Origin of the sequence: Streptomyces ortus, from assembly GCF_026341275.1 — a bacterium.
Classification (GTDB): Bacteria; Actinomycetota; Actinomycetes; order Streptomycetales; family Streptomycetaceae; genus Streptomyces; species Streptomyces ortus.
Map to the genome: position 1 here is coordinate 8,519,901 of NZ_JAIFZO010000002.1, position 21,433 is coordinate 8,541,333.

Here is a 21,433-nt window from a genome sequence, read left to right on the forward strand (position 1 = left end):
CTTCCGCACCTGGGCGGAGGGACTGCGGCGGGCCGCCCGGAGCCCGGAGCGGGTGAGCGAGTTGGACGCCTGGGTCGACCTGGTCGCCGGAACGGACGGCGACGGGGAACCGCTCATCGGCGGCCGTCCGCTGGACCCGGAGACCGACACGGTCGCGACGCTGCGCCACCGTACGTGGTCGGTGCCGGTGGGTGAGGCTGCTGTGCTCGTCGGTGACGCGCCGGGGGTGTTCCACTGCGGGTTGCACGAGATGTTGCTGGCGACGTTGGCCGGTGCGGTGGCGGGTCGGCCTACGTGGTCGGCTGCGCCGGGTGGGTTCCTGGTGGAGGTCGAGGGGCATGGCCGGGAGCCGTTGTCGGAGGGCATGGAGCTGTCGCGGACAGTGGGCTGGTTCACCGCGGCCCACCCGGTCCGCCTGGACGCCTCCGCAGTCGACCTCGCCGAAGCCGCCGCCGGCGGTGCGGCGGCCGGTGTGCTGGTGAAGCGGGTGAAGGAGCAGGTGCAAGCGGTGCCCGGGGACGGCCTCGGTCACGGCCTGCTGCGTCACCTGAACCCGGACACGGCGCCGGTGTTGGCGGGTCTGCCGGTGCCGCAGGTCGGGTTCAACTATCTGGGCCGGTTCGCGACCGCCGGTGGTGCTGAGCCGGGCCCGGTCGAGCCGTGGCAGACGGCCGGGGACACGGCCGTAGGAGGAGCTGCGGATCCGGGGATGCCGGTGCTGCACGCGCTCGCCGCGGGTGCCGTGGTGGCGGACACGGTCAGCGGGCCGGAGCTGACGCTCACCCTGAGCTGGCCCGCCGCGCTCCTGGACGAGACCGACGTGGAGGAGGTGGGCCGGGCCTGGCTCGGCCTGCTGTCGGGCCTCGCCGCGCACACCGCCGGTCCCCAGGCCGGCGGCCACACCCCCTCCGACTTCCCGCTGGTTTCCCTGTCTCAGGAGGGTGTGGAGGAGCTGGAGTCGGTGGTGCCCGGTCTGGAGGATGTGTGGCCGCTGTCCCCACTCCAGGAAGGGCTGCTGTTCCACGCGTCTCTCGACGAGGGTGCCGGGGCGGATGTGTATGCCGGTCAGCGCGCGCTTGCCCTGGACGGGCCTCTGGATGTCGGTCGGCTACGGGCGTCGTGGGATGTGGTGGTGGGGCGGCATGCGATCTTGCGTGCGGGGTTCCATCACCTGGCCTCGGGTGAAGCGGTGCAGGTTGTCCCGCGCGAGGTGGAACTGCCATGGCGCGCAGCCGACTTGAGTGGCCTGTCGGAAGCTGATGCGGAGGCTGAGGCGGTCCGGTTGTCCGGGGACGAGTTGTCGGCCGGGTTCGATCTCGCGCGGGGTCCGCTGCTGCGACTGTTGCTGCTTCGTCTCGGCGGGCGGCATCATCGGTTGGTGATGACGTCACATCACAGCGTCGTCGACGGTTGGTCGTTGTCCGTGATGATCGACGAGCTCTCGGCGGCGTACGCCGCGGGCGGGGATGCCGGGGCGTTGCCTGCGGTGCGGTCGTACCGGGATTACCTGTCGTGGCTCGGCTGTCAGGATCGGGAGGCTGCGCGGGCTGCGTGGCGGGAGGAACTGGCCGGGGCGGAGGAGCCGACGCTGGTTGCTCCGGTGGATCCGGCCCGGTTGCCGATGCGGCCGGAAGCGGTGCGTGTCGAGTGCGGGGCCGAGCTGACCCGGACGCTGGAGGAGCTGACGCGGGAGCGCGGTTTCACCATGGCGACAGTGGTGCAGGGGGCGTGGGCTCTGGTCCTGGCTCGGTTGTCGGGGCGCCGGGATGTGGTGTTCGGGACGACGGTGGCGGGGCGGCCGGCGGATCTGCCGGGTGCGGAGTCGTTGATCGGGTTGTTCATCAACACCCTGCCGGTACGGGTCGAGTTGCCGGGCAGTCTGTCCGTGGCCGGCATGCTGTCCGAACTCCAAGCCCGACAGGTGAACCTGATGGGTCATCAGAACCTCGGGCTGGCGGAGATCAAGCAGGTCGCCGGGCCGGGCGCGGAATTCGACACGCTCGTGGTCTACGAGAACTATCCGCACTCAGCCATGGCCGCGCCGGACGGCCCCGACGCCCTCACTATCCGGCCGGGCGGCATCCCTCACGACGCCAGTCACTATCCGCTGGGGTTGATCGTCGCGCCGGGTGAGCGGATGGAGTTGCAGCTGGATCATCGTCCGGACCTGTTCGACCGGGCGCGGGCCGATGAGGTGTTGGCCGCGCTGGTGCGGGTGTTGGAGCAGTTCGCTGCTGACCCGGAGCTGCCTTTGGGGCGAATAGGGTTGCTGGACTCGGAACGGCGGGAGCGTCTGACGCGGGACTGGCAGGACGTGTCCCCGCGGGTGCCTTCCGGGACGTTGCCTGAGTTGCTTGCGGAGCAGGTGCGGCGGTCGCCGGACGCGCCGGCTCTTGAGTCGGGCGCACACAGTGTGACGTATGCGGAGGTGGAGGCTGAGGCTGGTCGGTTGGCGCGGTATCTGATCGCTGCGGGGGTGGGTCCGGAGCGGCGGGTTGCTGTGGTGGCTGAGCGGTCGGTGACCACGGTGGTGGCGTTGCTGGCGGTTTCGATGGCGGGCGGAGCCTTCGTCCCGCTGGATCCGGGGCATCCCGCCGAGCGTCTGGCCTTGGTGTTGGAGGACGCAGATCCGGTCGCGGTGCTGTGCACGCGTGCGGGCCGTGCGGCGTTGCCCGGGGCGAACCAGACCGGGGCGATTGCCCTGGACGATCCGGAGGTGTCCGCTGTCGTGGCCGGTTGTGTGCCGGGTCGGGTGGTGGATGCGGAGCGGATCGTGCCGTTGGGGGTGGCGAATGCTGCGTATGTCATTCATACCTCGGGTTCGACGGGGCGGCCGAAGGGGGTCGTTGTGTCGCATGCGGGGTTGGCGAATCTGGCGTGGGCGCAGGTTGATCGGTTTGCGGTGGGGGAGCGGGCGCGGGTGTTGCAGTTCGCGTCGTTGAGTTTTGACGCGGCGGTGTCGGAGTTGTGTATGGCGTTGGTGTCGGGTGCGGTGTTGGTGGTGGCTGGGGCTGAGGGGTTGCCGCCGAGGGTGTCGTTGGGTGAGGCGGTGGAGCGCACACACGCGACGCATGTGACGGTTCCGCCGGGTGTGCTGGCGGTGGAGGATGCGTTGCCGGCGGGGTTGGAGACGTTGGTGGTGGCGGGTGAGGTGTGTCCGCCGGGGTTGGTCGACCGTTGGTCGGTGGGGCGGCGGATGGTGAATGCGTACGGTCCGACCGAAGTGACCGTGTGCGCGGCGATGAGCCTGCCCCTCAACCCCGGAGACGGATCGGGGGGAAGCGTCCCGATCGGCCGTCCACTGCGCAACGCGCGGACGTTCGTGCTCGACGAGTTCCTCCAGCCGGTGCCGGTCGGCGTGGCGGGTGAGCTGTATGTGTCCGGGCCCGGGCTGGCGCGCGGTTACTCCGGGCGCCCGGACCTGACCGCGGAGCGGTTCGTCGCCGCCCCCTTCGGTGAGGGCGAGCGGATGTACCGCACCGGTGACCTGATCCGCTGGACCGCCGAGGGCCAACTGGAGTTCGTGGGGCGCGCGGACGAGCAGGTGAAGATCCGCGGCTTCCGCATCGAACTGGGCGAGGTGGAGGCGGTGTTGGAGGCCCACCTCCTGGTCGCCCATGCCGTCGTGATGGTCCGTGAGGGACGGCTGGTGGGCTACGTAGTCGGCCACGAGGTGGATGCCGACGCCCTGCGGGTCTTCGCCTCCTCGCGACTGCCGGAGTACATGGTTCCGGCGGCGGTGGTGGTGCTCGACGCGTTCCCGCTGACGGTGAACGGGAAAGTGGACCGGCCTGCTCTTCCCGACCGGGAGTTCGGTGGTTCGGGCTCGATACGAGGGCCCGGGACGGCGGCCGAGGAGGCCCTGTGTGCGCTGTTCGCGGAGGTGCTGGGTCTGGAGGCGGGTGCGATCGGGGTCGGGGACAGCTTCTTCGAGCTGGGCGGCGATTCGATCATGTCGATGCAGCTCGCCTCGCGGGCTCGTCGTTCCGGTTGGTTGGTGACCCCGAGGCAGATCTTCGAGGAGAAGACCCCGGAGCGGCTGGCACTGGTCGCGTCCGTGACCGGGGAAGCGTCTACGGACGCCACGGACTCGGGTGTCGGCGAAGTGCCGTGGACGCCGCTGATGAGGTCGATGGGTGAGGAGGTGCTGCGGTCCGGCTTCGCACAGTGGACGGTGATCGGCGCGCCGGCCGACCTGGGCATGGACGTTCTCAGGGCGGGCGTGAGCGCGCTGGTGGAAGCCCACGGGATGCTGCGGGCCCAGGTCGGGAGCGACCAGGTGTTGGTGGTTGCGGAGGCGGCTGGGATCGACGTGTCCGGGCTGGTGGCTCGGGTGGATGCCGCAGACCTGGCTGTGGGGAAGTTGGACCGGCTGGCGGTGGATGCCGCTCGGCAGGCTGTGACGAGGCTGGATCCGGTGGCCGGGGTGATGGTGCAGGTGGTGTGGGTGGATGCCGGGCCGGAGCGGGTCGGTCGGATCGTGCTGGCCGCGCATCACCTGGCGGTGGACGGGGTGTCGTGGCGCGTGCTGGTTCCCGACCTGCAGAGCGCGTGCGAGGCGGCGGGCGCGGGCCGGCGGCCGGATCCCGCGCCGGCGCCGACTTCCTTCCGCACCTGGGCGGAGGGACTGCGGCGGGCCGCCCGGAGCCCGGAGCGGGTGAGCGAGTTGGATGCCTGGGCCGACCTGGTCGCCGGGACGGCTGGCGACGGAGAGCCGTTGATCGGCGGCCGTCCGCTGGACCCGGCCGTCGACACGACGTCCACCCTGCGCCTGCTGTCCTGGTCACTCCCGACGGAGGAGGCGGCGGTGCTCGTGGGCGAGACACCACGGGTGTTCCACTGCGGGCTGCACGAAATGCTGTTGGCCACGCTGGCCGGTGCGCTGACACAGCGCCGCCCGTACCCAGGGACCGGCGCCGGTATCGGCTCCGGCGGCTTCCTGGTGGAGGTCGAGGGGCATGGCCGGGAGCCGTTGTCGGAGGGCATGGATCTGTCGCGGACGGTGGGCTGGTTCACCGCGGCCCACCCGGTCCGCCTGGACGCCTCCGCAGTCGACCTCGCCGAAGCCGCCGCCGGCGGTGCGGCGGCCGGTGTGCTGGTGAAGCGGGTGAAGGAGCAGGTGCAAGCGGTGCCCGGGGACGGCCTCGGTCACGGCCTGCTGCGTCACCTGAACCCGGACACGGCGCCGGTGTTGGCGGGTCTGCCGGTGCCGCAGGTCGGGTTCAACTATCTGGGCCGGTTCGCGACCGCCGGTGGTGCTGAGCCGGGCCCGGTCGAGCCGTGGCAGACGGCCGGGGACACGGCCGTAGGAGGCGCTGCGGATCCGGGGATGCCGGTGCTGCACGCGCTCGCCGCGGGTGCCGTGGTGGCGGACACGGTCAGCGGGCCGGAGCTGACGCTCACCCTGAGCTGGCCCGCCGCGCTCCTGGACGAGACCGACGTGGAGGAGGTGGGCCGGGCCTGGCTCGGCCTGCTGTCGGGCCTCGCCGCGCACACCGCCGGTCCCCAGGCCGGCGGTCACACCCCCTCCGACTTCGCACTCCTCGATCTCGACCAGGACGAAGTCGACGACCTCGAAGCCATAGCTGCCGAACTCCACGAAGGACGGTTCCTGTGAAGCCCCCGAAACCCCTCCCGACGCCCGCCAAGGGATCCGCGCTCGCGGAAGTGTGGCCGCTCTCGCCCCTCCAGCAAGGGATGCTCTTCCACTCCTCGTACGACGACGAGGGACCGGATGTCTACGGCCTCCAGTGCGTCCTCGGCGTAGACGGCCCCCTGGACACCGAGCTCTTCCGCGCGTGCTGGGAGGCGCTGATCGAGCGCCATGCCGTCCTGCGCGCCAGTTTCCAACGGCGCAGGTCCGGCGAAGCGGTGCAGCTGATCTCACGGAGTGTGGTGCTTCCTTGGAGCGACGTCGACCTGTCGGACCTCGGCGAGGACGAGGCCCTGACCCGGTTCGAGCGGCTGGCCCGCGAGGAGCGGGACGACAGGATGAACCCCGCCTCGCCGCCCCTGCTCCGGCTGCTGCTGGCCCGGCTCGGGGAAGCCCGCCACCGCCTTGTCGTGACGACCCATCACATCCTGCTTGACGGCTGGTCGATGCCGGTGCTCCTCGACGAACTGGAGGTGGTCTACACGGCGGGTGGAGACATCCGCGTGCTGCCCCCGGTCACCTCGTACCGCGACTACCTGTCGTGGCTCGGCCGGCAGGACCGCGAGACGGCGCGTGCCGCGTGGCGGGAGGAACTGGCCGGGGCGGAGGAACCGACCCTCGTCGCACCCCAGGCGGCAGGCGGGGCCGAGGTCTCAGTGCTGCCGCGGGACCTCGTCCTCGATCTCCCCGAGGCGACCACTACGCGACTGAGGGAGATGGCCCGCGGCCAAAACCTCACGCTGAACTCGGTCGTGCAGGGCGCGTGGGCAATGGTCCTGTCCCGATTGACCGGACGGAACGACGTGGTGTTCGGCGCGACGGTCTCGGGGCGGTCGGCGGATCTGCCCGGCGCCGAGTCCATGGTCGGCCTGATGATCAACACGCTGCCGGTACGGGTGCCGCTGACCGGCGGACAGCCGGTGCTGGACATGCTCGCGGACCTGCAGGCGCGGCAGTCGTCACTGATGCCGCACCAGCATCTGAGCCTGAGCGAGATACAGGGGCTGGCCGGGCCGGGAGCTACGTTCGACACCCTCGTGGTCTACGAGAACTACCCGATCCCGCCCGAGGGGGCGTCCGCGCCCGGCACCATCTCCTTCACCCGCATGGATGCGCACGAGGCTACCAACTTCCCGCTGACCGTCGGCATCGTCCCCGACGTCGGCCTCCGGATCGTGATGACACATCGGCCGGACCTCTTCGACGAGGAGGCGGCGGGCCGCGTCGCCGGATGGCTGACACGAGTGCTGGAACAGGTCGCGGACGAGCCGACGCTCCGGGTGGGCGACATCGACCTCCTCGACGAGCCCGAGCGATCCGTGGTCGTGGAGGAGTGGAACGCCACAGCGCGGGACCAGGTTCCCGACACGGTGTTGGAACGGTTCCGCGGTTGGGTCGTGAGCACGCCGGACACGGCGGCGTTGTGGTTCAGCGACCGACCGCTGTCCTACGGAGAGTTGGATGTGCGGTCGGGTGCGCTGGCCCGGGGGCTGGTCTCCCGTGGTGTGGGGCGTGAGTCGCGGGTGGGTTTGTGTCTGCCGCGTGGGGTCGAGATGGTCGTGGCGATGTTGGCGGTGTGGAAGGCGGGTGGTGCGTACGTTCCGTTGGATCCGGAGTATCCGTCCGACCGGTTGTTGTTCATGGTGGCCGACAGTGGTGCCGAACTGGTGCTGGTGACGGAGGAGACTGCGGACCGGTTGTCGGCGGACGTCGAGACGGCTCTGGTGGGCGGGTTGGGGACCGGTTCGGGTGAGCTGCCGGACGTCACGTTCGATCAACTGGCGTACGTCATCTACACGTCAGGGTCGACGGGTCGTCCGAAGGGTGTGGCGGTGGAGCACGCTGCTGTGGCCAACCTCGCCTCGGCGATGGGTCCCGTCCTCGGTGTGGGACCTGGGCTCACGGCGTTGCAGTTCGCGTCGTTCAGCTTCGACGCGGCGGTGCTGGACGTGGCCGTGACCCTCGCCGCCGGGGGCACCTTGGCGATCGCCACGTCCGAAGAGAGGCAGGACGGCTCTGCCCTCGCCGCGATGATCGACTTCAACGGTGTCGACAGCGCGAGTGTGGTGCCGTCGTTACTGGGGGCCCTGGAGCCGACGTCGGTTTCGGGGGTGCGGAACTGGGTGCTGGGCGCGGACAGGCTGGAGGCCGGTCTGGCGGCGAGGTGGCGTGAGGGTGCTCGCGTGTGGAACACCTACGGCCCGACGGAGGCCACCGTCATCAGTACCGCGGTCCTGTTGGAGGAGGGCATCACGGGTGAGGACGTGCCGCCGGCGATCGGACGTCCGCTGCCGAATGTTCGTACCTATGTGCTGGATGGGTTCCTGCGGCCTGTTCCGGTGGGTGTGACCGGGGAGTTGTACATCGCGGGGGTGGGTCTGGCCCGTGGTTATATCGGCCGCTCCGATCTGACGGCTGAGCGGTTCGTGGCTTGTCCTTTCGGTGACGGTACGGGGCGGATGTATCGCACCGGTGACGTGGCGCGCTGGACGTCGGACGGGCAGTTGGAGTTCGTGGGGCGTGCCGACGCGCAGGTGAAGATCCGCGGGTTCCGGGTCGAACTCGGCGAGGTCGAGGCGGTGTTGGCCGCCCATGCGCGGGTTGAGCGGGCCGTGGTGCTGGCGCGCGACGGACGACTGATCGGATACGCCGTCGGGGACGCGGACGCCGAGACGCTGCGGGCCTTCGCCGCCACCCGCCTCCCTGAGTACATGGTCCCGTCGGCGGTCGTCGTACTCGACGCGTTCCCGCTCACCGTCAACGGCAAGGTCGACCGCTCCGCCCTGCCGACGCCGGAGGCTGCGGTGAGTGCCGGTCGAGCTCCGGAGACGCCTGCTGAGCAGGTGTTCTGCACCCTGTTCGCCGAGGTGTTGGGATTGGAGGCGGTCGGGGTCGGGGACGGGTTCTTCGAGCTGGGCGGCGATTCGATCATGTCGATGCAGCTCGCTTCCCGGGCCCGTGCCGCGGGGTGGGCCGTTACGCCGCGGCAGGTGTTCGAGGAGAAGACACCGGAACGGTTGGCACAGGTGGCGGTCGCGGTGTCCGGTGGAGGGGCTGGGCAGAGGGCGGAGACGGGCGTAGGTGAGGTGCCGTGGACCCCGGCGATGCGGTCGATGGGCGCGCACGCGCTGCGGGGCGAGTTCGCGCAGTGGACGGTGATCGGTGCCCCGGCCGGGCTGGGTGTGGATGTGCTGGTGTCAGGCGTGGAGGCGCTGCTCTGGACGCACGGGATGCTGCGGGCCCGGACCGGGAGCGACCTTCGGACGCTGAGGGTTCCGGAGGCAGGCGAGATCGACGCCTCCGGTCTGGTGCTCCGGGTGGCTGCCATAGGGGCCGCTGAGGGTGAGGTGGACCGGGTGGCGGTGGACGCCGCTCGGCCCGCGGTGGCGCGGCTGGATCCGGCAGCCGGGGTGATGGTGCAGGTGGTGTGGGTGGACGCCGGGCCGGACAGGATGGGCCGGATTGTGCTGGCGGCTCATCACCTGGCGGTCGACGGGGTGTCGTGGCGCGTTCTGGCGCAGGACCTGGGAACCGCGTGCGAGGCGGCGGCCGTCGGCCGGCGACCGGTCCTCGAACCGGCGCCGACGTCCTTCCGCTCCTGGGCCCGGCAGTTGGAGCAGTCGGCAAAGGACCCGCGGCGGGTCGAGGAGCTGGCGAAGTGGGTTGAGCTGGTGGGCGCCGCCGGTGAGCCGCTGATCGGCCGCCGCGCGCTGGATCCGACCGTCGACACGGTCGAGTCCTTGCGGCGTTGTTCCTGGTCGGTTCCGGTGGATGAGTGCACGGGGCTCGTCGGTACGGTGCCGGGGGTGTTCCACTGCGGTCTGCACGAGGTGTTGCTGGCGACGCTGGCCGGTGCGGTGGCCGCGTGGCGGCCGGGCTTCGCGGCCGGGCCGGGTGGGTTCCTCGTGGAGGTCGAGGGGCATGGCCGGGAGCCGTTGTCGGAGGGCATGGATCTGTCGCGGACGGTGGGCTGGTTCACCGCCGCCTATCCGGTCCGCCTGGATGCCTCCGGAGTGGACCTGACGGAGGCTGCGGAAGGTGGCGCGGCGGCTGGTGTGCTGGTCAAGCGGGTGAAAGAGCAGGTGCGGGCGGTGCCCGGGGACGGGCTGGGCCATGGCCTGTTGCGTCACCTGAATCCGGAGACGGCGCCGGTGTTGGCGGGTCTGCCGGTGCCGCAGGTCGGGTTCAACTATCTGGGCCGGTTCGCGACCGCCGGTGGTGCCGGAACGAGTTCGGTCGAGCCGTGGCAGTCGGCCGGAGACACGGCCGTCGGTGGCGCCGCCGATCCGGGGATGCCGGTGCTGCATGCGCTCGACGTGGGTGCCGTGGTGGCGGACACCGCGAGTGGCCCGGAGCTGACGCTCACCCTGAGCTGGCCCGCGGCGCTCCTGGACGAGACCGACGTACAAGAGCTGGGGCAGGCCTGGCTCGGGCTGCTGAAGAGCCTCGCCGCGCACGCCGCCGACCCGTCCGCCGGCGGCCACACGCCCTCCGACTTCGCCCTCCTCGATCTCGACCAGGACGAAGTTGACGACCTGCAGGCCGAGTTCGCCGACGACAGCCTCTGATCCCCGGCCACTGACCTTCGGCCTCCGCCCCCCAGGACCCTTAACCACCGCTCATTGCCGACCAACCCCCACAGCGCTGTCCGTGTTGCCATGCCCCACACCTCCGTCCGCGTTACCAACCCCCACAGCTCCGTCCGCTCCGCCCGCCCCCCACTGCTCTGTCCCCGCTGCCGAACCGACGTTGCGAACCGCTGTGAGGAGACGTACGCGATGACCCGGACCCGGACCGCCATCGAAGACATATGGCCGCTGTCGCCGCTGCAGGAGGGGCTGCTGTTCCACGCGTCCCTCGGGGACGGGGCCTCCGACGTGTACGCGGGCCAACGGGCCCTGGCCCTCGACGGTCCGCTCGACGTCGACCGTCTCCGCCGCTCCTGGGCGGGCCTGATCGCCCGCCACGGCACCTTGCGGGCCAGCTTTCGCCGGCGCAAGTCGGGCGAGGCGGTGCAGGTCATCGCGCGGGAGGTGGAGCTGCCATGGCGTGAGGCCGATCTGAGCTGCCTGGCCGAGGCCGACGCGGAGGCCGAGGCGGACCGGTTGGCGGGGGCCGAACTGGCGGACGGCTTCGATGTCGCACGGGGTCCGCTGCTGCGGTTGCTGCTGCTCCGCCTGGGCGACCGGCGTCATCGACTGGTGCTGACGACCCACCACATCGTGCTCGACGGCTGGTCGTTGCCCATCCTGGTAAGCGAACTCGAGGCGGTGTACCGGGCGGACGGGGATGCTGGGGCGCTGCCGCCGATCAGGTCGTACCGCGACTACCTGGCCTGGCTCGGCCGGCAGGACCGGGAAGCCGCACGGATCGCGTGGCGGGAGGAGTTGGCGGGGGCGGAGGAGCCGACGTTGGTTGCTCCGGCGAACCCGGCCCGGCTGCCCCTGCGGCCCGAGACGGTCCTCGGCGAATGCGATGCGGAGTTGACGCGGGTGCTGAACGACGTGGCCCGTCAGGGTGACGTCACCGTGGCGACGGTGATGCAGGGTGCGTGGGCTCTGGTGCTGGCTCGTCTGTCGGGGCGCCGGGACGTGGTGTTCGGGACGACGGTGGCCGGGCGGCCGGCGGACCTGCCGGGTGCGGAGTCGTTGATCGGCTTGTTCATCAACACCCTGCCGGTACGCGCCGAATTGGCCGGTGACCTGTCGGTGGCCGACCTGCTGTCCGAACTCCAGACCCGCCACATCAACCTGATGGGCCATCAGTACCTTGGTCTAGCCGAAATCAAGCAGATCGCCGGACCAGGCGCCGAGTTCGACACGCTCGTCGTCTACGAGAACTACCCGCACTCCGCCGCTCCGGCACCGCACGACCCGGACACACTCGTCATCGGGCCGGGCGGCGCCCCACAGGATGCCAGCCACCATCCACTGGCGTTGATCGTCATCCCTGGCGAGCGGATGGAACTGCACCTCGACTACCGCCCCGACCTGTTCGACAGGGCCCGTGCCGAGAGCGTGCTGGCTTCGCTGATTCGGGTGTTGCAGCAGATGGCGGCCGATCCACAACTGCGGCTCAGCGATATCGAATTGCTGGACGAGATCGAACGGTCCGCCGTGGTCGAGGACTGGAACGCCACCGCACAGGAGGTGGACGCTTCGACGGTGCTGCAGCGGTTCCGCGCGTGGGCGGCGCGGACGCCGGATGCGACCGCCTTGGTGTCCCGGCGAAACACCCTGCCCTACGGAGAGTTGGATGTGCGGTCGGATGCGTTGGCGCGGGGGTTGGTCTCCCGTGGTGTGGGGCGTGAGTCGCGGGTGGGTTTGTGTCTGCCGCGTGGGGTCGAGATGGTCGTGGCGATGTTGGCGGTGTGGAAGGCGGGTGGTGCGTACGTTCCGTTGGATCCGGAGTATCCGTCCGACCGGTTGTTGTTCATGGTGGCCGACAGTGGTGCCGAACTGGTGCTGGTGACGGAGGAGACTGCGGGCCGGTTGTCGGCGGACGTGGAGACGGCTCTGGTGGGGGAGTTGGCGACCGGTTTGGGTGAGCTGCCGGACGTCACCTCCGATCAACTGGCGTACGTCATCTACACGTCAGGGTCCACCGGTCGTCCGAAGGGCGTGGCGGTGGAGCACGCTGCCGTGGCCAACCTCGCCTCGGCGATGGGTCCCGTCCTCGGTGTGGGACCTGGGCTCACGGCGTTGCAGTTCGCGTCGTTCAGCTTCGACGCGGCGGTGCTGGACGTGGCCGTGACCCTCGCCGCCGGGGGCACACTGGCGATCGCCACGACGGAGGAGCGGCAAGATCCCTCCGCTCTCACCGCGATGGTCGAGGCGGCCGGTGTGGCCGTGGCGAGTGTCGTGCCGTCGTTGCTCGGCGCTCTGGAGCCCAAGTCGGTCGTGGGAGTCAGCAACTGGGTCCTGGGTGCGGAGCGGCTGGAAGCTGGTCTCGCCGCCAGGTGGCGTGAGGGCGCTCGCGTGTGGAACACCTATGGACCCACCGAGGCCACCGTCATCAGCACTGCCGTCCTTTTGGAGGAGGGCATCACGGGTGAGGACGTGCCGCCGGCGATCGGACGTCCGCTGCCGAATGTTCGTACCTATGTGCTGGATGGGTTCCTGCGGCCTGTTCCGGTGGGTGTGGCCGGGGAGTTGTACATCGCGGGGGTGGGTCTGGCCCGTGGTTATATCGGCCGCTCCGATCTGACGGCTGAGCGGTTCGTGGCCTGTCCTTTCGGTGACGGGCCGGGGCGGATGTATCGCACCGGTGACGTGGCGCGCTGGGCGTCGGACGGGCAGTTGGAGTTCGTGGGGCGTGTCGACGCGCAGGTGAAGATCCGCGGGTTCCGGGTCGAACTCGGCGAGGTCGAGGCGGTGTTGGCCGCCCATGCGCGGGTTGAGCGGGCCGTGGTGCTGGCGCGCGACGGACGACTGATCGGATACGCCGTCGGGGACGCGGACGCCGAGACGCTGCGGGCCTTCGCCGCCACCCGCCTCCCTGAGTACATGGTCCCGTCGGTGATCGTCGTACTCGACGCGTTCCGGCTCACCGTCAACGGCAAGATCGACCGCTCCGCCCTGCCCGCTCCCGACCTCGGAGCGGGCGGATCCCGGGGGCCCGAGACGCCTGTGGAGGAGGCGTTGTGCGCCCTGTTCGCGGAACTGCTCGGGGTGGAGCAGGTCGGGGCGGAGGAGAGTTTCTTCGCGCTGGGCGGCGACTCGCTGCTGGTGATGCGGTTGATCGCGCGGATGCGGGCGGAGCTGGATGTGTCGGTGGGGGTCCGCGAGGTGTTCGCGGATCCTACGGTGGCCGGGGTGGCACGCCTGGTCGACAGGGCCGGGGCGGCCCCCGGTGTGCCGCTGCGCCGCCGGGAACGTCCGGAACGGGTGCCGCTGTCGTTCGCGCAGCAGCGGATGTGGTTCCTCAACCTGATCGAAGGCGCCGACGGCGACAGCGAGGGGGCCGCGGCCTACAACCAGCCGTTCGCCCTGCGGCTGCTGGGCCGGCCGGACGTGGCGGCGCTGGAGGCGGCGCTCGGCGACGTGGCGGAGCGGCACGAGAGCCTCCGTACGGTCTTCCCCGACGTGGAGGGCGTGCCGTACCAGGAGATCCGCGACGGGGCCGAGGGCCGCCCTCGACTTCGGGTGATCGAAGCCGGCGCGCGCTGGCGGGAGGCGATGGCCGAGGAGACCGGTCGCGGATTCGACCTGGGAGCCGAACTGCCTTGGCGCACCTGCCTGTTGAAGGTCGCTGAGGAGGAGTGGGTCCTGCTGCTGGTCTCCCATCACATCGCCTCCGACGGCTGGTCGATGGGCGTCCTGGCACGGGACCTGAGGACGGCGTACCGGTCCCGGCACGGCGGTCGCCCGCCGGAGTGGGAACCCCTCCCCGTCCAGTACGCGGACTACGCGCTGTGGCAGCGGGAGGTGCTGGGCGAACTGGACGACCCGGACAGCGCCGGAGCCGGTCAGATCGCGCACTGGAAGCAGGCGCTGGGCGGAGCGCCGCAGGAGACGGCGCTGCCCTTCGACCGCCCGCGCCCGGCGACGCCCTCGTTCCGCAGTGGTTCGGTACCGGTCGGGGTGGACGCGGCCACGCATGCCCGGTTGGCGGAGGTGGCCGCCCGCAGCGGGGCGACCATGTTCATGGTGGTGCATGCCGCGTTGGTGGTGCTGCTGGCGCGGATGGGCGCCGGGGAGGACGTCTGCGTCGGCACACCGGTGGCCGGCCGTTCGGACGCTCAACTGGAGGAGCTGGCAGGCTTCTTCGTCAACACCCTGGTTCTGCGCACGGACGTGTCCGGGAATCCGTCGTTCACCGAGATACTACGGCGGGTCCGTGAGTCGGACCTGTCGGCGTACGCGCACCAGGACGTGCCGTTCGAGCGGCTGGTCGATGAGCTGAACCCTGCGCGCTCCGCGGCCCGCAACCCGCTGTTCCAGGTGATGCTGGCCCTGCAGAATCTGCCTGAGGCGCAGTGGGACCTCGACGGCCTGACCGTCGAGGCGGTTCCTCCGGCACAGGCTCCCGCGGCCCGCTTCGATCTCTCTTTGTCGCTGAACGAGCGCCGCTCCGAAAGCGGTACCCCGGCTGGTCTCGGCGGCGGGATCCTCTACTCCGCCGACCTGTTCGACGAGCCGACCGTACGCCGTTTCGCTGAGCGACTGGCGCGGGTGCTGGAGCAGGCCTCGGCCGACCCCCACGTCCGACTGGGCGCCCTTGAGGTGCTGGACGAGGCCGAGCGGTCCGCCGTGGTCGAGGAGTGGAACGCCACGGCGCGGGAGGTGGACGCGTCGATGGTGGTGGAGCGGTTCCGTGGGTGGGCGGTGCGGACGCCGGACACGGCGGCGTTGTGGTTCAGCGACCGACCGCTGTCCTACGGCGAGTTGGATGTGCGGTCGGATGCGCTGGCGCGGGGATTGATCGCCCGGGGTGTGGGGCGTGAGTCGCGGGTGGGTTTGTGTCTGCCGCGTGGGACCGAGATGGTCGTGGCGATGCTGGCGGTGTGGAAGGCGGGTGGTGCGTACGTCCCGCTGGATCCGGAGTATCCGTCCGACCGGTTGTTGTTCATGGTGGCCGACAGTGGTGCCGAACTGGTGCTGGTGACGGAGGAGACCGCGGGCCGGTTGTCGGCGGACGTGGAGACGGCTCTGGTCGGCGAGCTGGGGGTTGACTCGGGGGTGCTGCCGGAGGTGGTCGGCGGCCAGTTGGCGTACGTCATCTACACATCGGGGTCGACGGGTCGTCCGAAGGGTGTGGCGGTGGAGCACGCTGCCGTGGCCAACCTCGCCTCGGCGATGGGCCCCGTCCTCGGTGTGGGACCTGGGCTCACGGCGTTGCAGTTCGCGTCGTTCAGCTTCGACGCGGCGGTGCTGGACGTGGCCGTGACCCTCGCCGCCGGGGGCACACTGGCGATCGCCTCGCCCGACGAGCGGATGGACGGTGCGGCGCTGGCGCGCATGGTCGAGGCGGCCGGGGTCGAGGTGGCGAGCGTGGTGCCCTCCCTGCTGCGTGCCCTGGAGCCGACATCGGTCGCGGGCGTGGGGAACTGGGTGCTCGGTGCGGAACGGCTCGATGCCGGTCTCGCGGCCCGGTGGCGTGCGGGCGCCCGTCTGTGGAACACCTATGGACCCACCGAGGCCACCGTCATCACCACCGCCGTACTGCTGGAGGAGGGCATCACCGGCGAGGACGCGCCCCCGGCCGTCGGCCGGCCGCTGCCCAACGTCCGCACCTATGTGCTGGACGCCTATCTGCGGCCCGTGCCCGCGGGCGTCACCGGGGAGCTGTACATCGCCGGTTCGGGTCTGGCCCGGGGCTACGTCAACCGGCCCGAGCTGACCGCGGAGCGGTTCGTGACCTGCCCGTTCGGCACCGGCGAGCGGATGTACCGCACGGGTGACCTGGTCCGGTGGCTGCCCGACGGCGACGGCAACCTGGCCTTCGTGGGGCGCGCGGACACCCAGGTGAAGATCCGTGGGTTCCGCGTGGAACTCGGCGAGGTCGAAGCCGTCCTCACCGCCCACCCGGACGTCAGGACGGCCATCGCGACGGTCCGCGAGGACCGGCCGGGCAACCCGCGCCTCGTCGCCTACGTCCTGCTGGCCGACCCGGCGGGCGGGCAGGGCGTGGAGACCGGGAGCGTGCGTGAGCACGCCGCGACGCGCCTGCCGGACTACATGGTCCCCTCCGTCGTCGTGGTCCTCGACGCCCTGCCCCTCACTGTCAACGGCAAGATCGATCACGGCGCCCTGCCCGTCCCGGAACTGGACGACGGCACCCTGGGCGTGCGGCCCCGGACCGAGACGGAGGAACTGCTCTGCGCCCTGTTCGCCGAGGTACTGGGCATCGATCGGGTGGCCGCCGACGGCAACTTCTTCGACCTGGGCGGCAACTCCGCGCTGGCGATGCACCTCGCGGGCCGGATCCGCTCGGAGGCCGGTGTCGAACTGGACATGAAACAGTTCTTCAGCAAGCCGACCCCGATCGGCGCGGCGCGCATCCTGGCCCTGAAGGAGCGGCCCTCGGTGGTCGCGGTCCAGCACGAGGGCGGTGTGGCTCCGACGACGGCCGGGCAGCGGCTCGACTGGCGGCGCGCCGCGGCCAACTCCCGGACGCGGGCCCTGCAGTCGTCCGTGGCCCTGCGCCTGCGCGGCGAACTCGACCACGACGCCCTGCGGGCCGCGCTCGCGGACGTGGCGGCACGGCACGACATCCTGCGTACGGTCTTCGCCGAGACCCCGGACGGCGGACTGGTCCAGCGGATCCTGGACGCCGACGACCCCGCCGCCGTTCCCGCCCTGCCACTCGTCGAGGCGACCGAGGAGGAGCTTCCCGCCGTCCTCGCCGCCCGCGCCGACCACCGCTTCGACCTCGGACGCGACACACCCTGGGCGTCCACCCTGTACGCGCTCTCCGACACGGACCACGTCCTCCTCCTCGTCCTCCATCGGATCGGCGCCGACGACACGTCCCGGGACGCTCTCGTACGCGACGTCTCCGTGGCGTACGGCGCGCGCCGCGAGGGCCGAGCCACGGAACGCATGCCCCTGCCCCTGCAGTTCGCCGACTACGCGGTGTGGCAGAACCGCCGACTCGCGGACGCTGAAGCAGAGGCGACGGCGGCGGACGCCCAGGGAAGTGGGGTCGGCGACCAGATCGCGTACTGGAAGGAGATGCTGGCGGACGCCCCGACCGCCACCGTCCTCCCCACGGACCGGCCGCGGCCCGCCCGACCGAACCACCGGGCCCGCTCGGTGCCGCTGCGCGTCCCCGCCGCGACGCACGCCCGCCTGATGGATGTGGCCCGACCGCTCGGCGCGACCTCGGCGGCCGTCGTCCACGCCGGTCTCGCGATGCTCCTCGCCCGGATGGGCGCGGGTACCGATCTGACGGTCGGCGCCGTGACGCAGCGGCCGGCGGCCGGCGGTGAACTCGAAGCCGCCATGGGCCCGTTCGTCGGGTTGCTGCCGCTGCGCACCGACGTCTCGGGCGACCCGACGTTCCGGGAACTGCTCGGCCGCGTCTGGGAGACCGCGGGGGAGGCCGACGTACGCGGGGACGTGCCGTTCGCGCGCATCGCCGAGATCCTGGGCGTCGCGGAAGAGGCGCCCGGCGAGCCGCATCCGCTTTTCCAGACCGTCCTTGACGTACGGGAGGACACCGCGGAGAAGTGGGACGTGCCGGCGTTCCCCGGACTGAACGCCTCGACGGTCGACCTCGGTGCCCCGGCGTCCGGGTTCGATCTGTCGCTCCGGCTGACCGACCGCTACCGGGACGACGGCGGGCCGGGCGGCCTCGACGGCACCCTGGACTACGCCGAGGAACTGTTCGACCGGGCCACCGCCGCCCGCCTCGCGAAGCGGCTCGTCCACGTCCTCCACCAGGTCGCGACAGATCCCGAACTGGCCCTGAGCCGCATCGACATCCTGCTCGGTACGGCCGAGTTCCGGCGGCTCACCGAGGAGTGGAACCTGGGCGCGGCCCAGGTCCCGGACGGCACCGTGCTCCCGGCGTTCGCCGAGTCCGCGGCCCGCGATCCGCGCGCCGTGGCCGTCCGTGACCGGGACGGTCACCTCACCCGGCGCTCGCTGGACCGGGCGGCAGGTTGGCTCGCCGCGCGGCTGGACCGGCTCGGGGTGGGCGCGGGCGATGTCGTCGTGGTGGCGGCCCGGCCCGGCACCGGCTGGGTGGTCGCCGTGCTCGGGGTGCTCGCTTCCGGTGCCGTGTGCCTGATCGCGGACCCGGACGACCCGGCGGGCCCGCCGGCGCAGGCCGCCGCGTTGGGCTGCGAACGCCCGGCCGCGCTCGTCCGGTCCGGCGGCGCCGCCGTGTCGGGGACGGTGCCGGTACTGCGGGTGGAGGACGCGATCCGGGCCGGGAACAGCAGGCTGCGCCGCACCGCCACGGTCCGGGCACCGTCGCCGTCCCAACCGGCGGTCGTCCTTGCCGTAGAGGCACCGGACGGCACTGTGGTGGGTGAAATGCTGGATCACCGTTCCCTGCTCGGGCGGGTGATCGATCGTCAGGCCGCCTCCCCGGCAACGGGATCGGCCGACGGCACCGTCCGTCTGGACGCGGGCGCACCCGTCGCCGAACTCCTTGTCGGTGTGATGGCCGTATTGCGCGCGGGCGGCACCGTGGACATGGGGGACACCACCGTCGTACCCGCGACGGAGCGGCCGGACCGCGAGCCCGCGCGGGCCGCCGTCCCGTTGCCCCGCACCGCGCGCGCCTACGTTCTCGACGCCTGGCTCCGGCCGGTCCCGGCCGGAGTGGCAGGCGACCTGTATGTGGCGGGCCCGTCCCTGGCCCGCGTCTATGCCGGCGCGCCGGTCCGTACCGCGGGCAGTTTCGTGCCCGACCCCTTCGGACCCGGTGGCGACCTGATGCTGCGCACCGGCCGGCGTGCGGCATGGACCTCCGACGGACTGGTGGAGCCGCGCGCCGCGCAGGACGGCGGCGCCGACCTGTCGGCGCCACGGCGTGCCGGACGCCGGCGCGACGACCTGGACGCGCTGCTGGCGCTGCGGCCCGGGGACGCCCGCACACCGCTGTTCTGCCTGCACCACAGCACGGGCCTGGCCTGGTGCTACTCCGGAATCCTCCAGCACCTTCCGGAGGACCTCCCGGTCTACGGCCTCCAGACGCCCGCCTTCGCCGGCCGCGGGGCGATGCCGGACAGCATGGCCGCGATGGTGGCCGGTCACGTCGAACGCATTCGTGCGGTGCAGCCCGAGGGGCCGTACCAACTGCTCGGCTGGTCCTTCGGCGCGGTGCTCGCCCAGGCCGTCGCCACCGCGCTGGAGGAGCAGGGCCAACGCGTCTCGCTGCTGGCGCTGCTGGACGGATTTCCCGGCGGACACCGGGAGGCGGAGAGCACTCACCAGGAGGACGGCGACGGGGTGGACCGCGAAGGGCGCGTGGTGCTCAGCGGTCCGGAGGTGGGGGCGCCGCTGGCCGACGCGTTCACCCGCGACATGGAGAGGACGAAGCAGCACATGATCGGGTTGGAACGGCGGCACACGCCCCGGCGCTTCGGCGGCGACGCGCTGCTGTTCCTGGCCACCGAGGGCGGTCTGGCCCAGATGTCGCTCGACGAGAAACGCACGACCTGGGAGCAGTACATCGCCGGCCGCGTCGACGGGATCGAGGTCCCCGCCGACCACATAGGGCTGCTGTGGGCCGAGAGCGCCGCGGTCATCGGGCGCGCGGTCGCGGGACGGCTCGTGGAGCAGCAGTCGGCCTCGGACACGTCGGACACGTCGGAGAGGTGGAACCACGCATGACGCAGTCGTTCGAGCTACAGGTCGACAAGCGCCGGAGCCTGCTGGACCCGGTGCCGGAACTCCTGGAGATCAGTGCGCGGGCACCGCTCTCCAAGGCGCCCGGGGGAATGCCCGGCTGGATCGCGACCGGCCGTGAGGTGGTGCGGCAGATCCTCGGTGACTCCGAGCGGTTCTCCAACGTGCCGCCCCCGGAGCCGGGCGGCCGCAAACTCGATCAGCACGAGGGCAGCCTGCTGCACATCGACCCGCCCGAGCACAGCCGGTTGCGGCGGCTGGTGGCACCCATGTTCACGGTGCGGCAGATGCGGCGGCTGGAGCCGATGATGGAGCGGATCGTCGCGGACCACCTGGACGTGCTGGAGCGGGCGGGCCAACCGGCCGACCTGATGCGGCACTTCGCCCGGCCCGTGTCCGGTCTGGTCCTCGCCGAGATACTCGGCCTGCCCCGGGACGACCTGCCCGAGCTGTCCCGGCTGAGCGACTACCGGGCCGCCGGGCACAGCGCCCGCCGGAAGCCGGCGGCGACGGCGTACTTCAGGCACTTCGAGCAACTGGTCGCGGAGCAGCGCCGCCATCCCGGCGAGGGTCTGGTCGGGACGTTGATCCGCGAGCACGGGGACGGGGTGACGGACGAGGAGCTGGCCGGACTCTGCGAGGGCATCGCCAACGGCTCGATCGAGAACACCGCGGAGGCCATCGCCCTGGGCACCCTGGCCCTGCTGCTCCATCCCGAGCAACTGGCCCTGTTGCGGGAACGCCCCGAGCTGATGGACCGGGCCGTGGAGGAACTCCTGCGCTACGTCTCGGTAGTGGCGGTCGTCTCGCCGCGTACGGCACTGGTCGACGTGGCCATCGCCGGTGAGATGATCAGGGCCGGCGAGGTGGTGTCGTGTTCGGTGCTGGCCGCGAACCGCTGCCCGCACGATGACGGCCTCGCCGACGGCCTGGACATCGCGCGGGAGGAGTCCGCCAACCACCTGGCCCTGGGCCACGGCAACCACTTCTGCCTGGGCGCCGGGCTGGCACGCGTGCAGATGCGGATCGCCTTCACCGGGCTGCTGGAGCGGTTCCCCGGCCTGCGCCTGGGCGCCGGGGTGGAGGAGTTGCGCTTCAGACTGCTGGCTCCGCAGTTCGGCGTCGAGACCCTTCCGGTCGCCTGGTGACGCCGGTGACCGGCGCGGACGGGGGCGCGGCGAACATCGGGATCCGGGTCGACCGCGACAGGTGCGCGGGCTCGGGGGTGTGTGCCCTGTTCGAGCCAAGGTACTTCGACCAGTCCGAGGAGGACGGCCTGGCGCTGCCACGCGTCCGCGAGGCGGCACCGGAGGCGCTGCCGGTACTGCGCGCTGCCGCGTCCCGCTGCCCTGCCGGAGCCATCACGCTGGTGGTGCCCGACACACGGGAGAGTGCCGCGGGGGACCGGGCTGACTGAACGGCCGCGTGGGGCGCCCGTTGCAACCTCGGTGTGACCGGGTGCCCCGTAGAACTGGTG

5 protein-coding genes (1 of these 5 running past the window's edge) are annotated in these 21,433 nt (G+C 71.5%); all 5 read left to right on the forward strand.

Annotated elements, in window-relative coordinates; genetic code table 11:
- Nucleotides 1-5,617 carry the 3' end of a non-ribosomal peptide synthase/polyketide synthase gene (locus tag K3769_RS40315; protein ID WP_267031170.1) on the forward strand. 17,051 nt of this gene lie to the left of the window's left edge, so the window shows 5,617 of its 22,668 coding nt (coding positions 17,052-22,668); the start codon falls outside the window, past its left edge; the stop codon is at nucleotides 5,615-5,617.
- Entirely contained in the window at nucleotides 5,614-10,221 is a 4,608-nt protein-coding gene (locus K3769_RS40320; RefSeq protein WP_267031171.1) for a non-ribosomal peptide synthetase, read from the forward strand. Before K3769_RS40315 ends, K3769_RS40320 begins: the two co-directional genes overlap by 4 nt.
- Before the next feature lie 210 nt (nucleotides 10,222-10,431).
- A complete protein-coding gene (locus K3769_RS40325) occupies nucleotides 10,432-19,941 on the forward strand; it encodes a non-ribosomal peptide synthetase (RefSeq protein WP_267031172.1) in 9,510 nt (3,169 codons plus the stop codon).
- Nucleotides 19,938-21,104, forward strand: a complete 1,167-nt coding sequence (locus K3769_RS40330) for a cytochrome P450 (protein WP_267031173.1) — start codon at nucleotides 19,938-19,940, stop codon at nucleotides 21,102-21,104. The genes K3769_RS40325 and K3769_RS40330 overlap by 4 nt, the downstream gene beginning before the upstream one ends.
- On the forward strand, nucleotides 21,101-21,373 hold the full coding sequence (locus tag K3769_RS40335; RefSeq protein ID WP_267031174.1) for a ferredoxin: 273 nt from the start codon (nucleotides 21,101-21,103) through the stop codon (nucleotides 21,371-21,373). Before K3769_RS40330 ends, K3769_RS40335 begins: the two co-directional genes overlap by 4 nt.
- The last annotated feature ends 60 nt before the right edge of the window (nucleotides 21,374-21,433 follow it).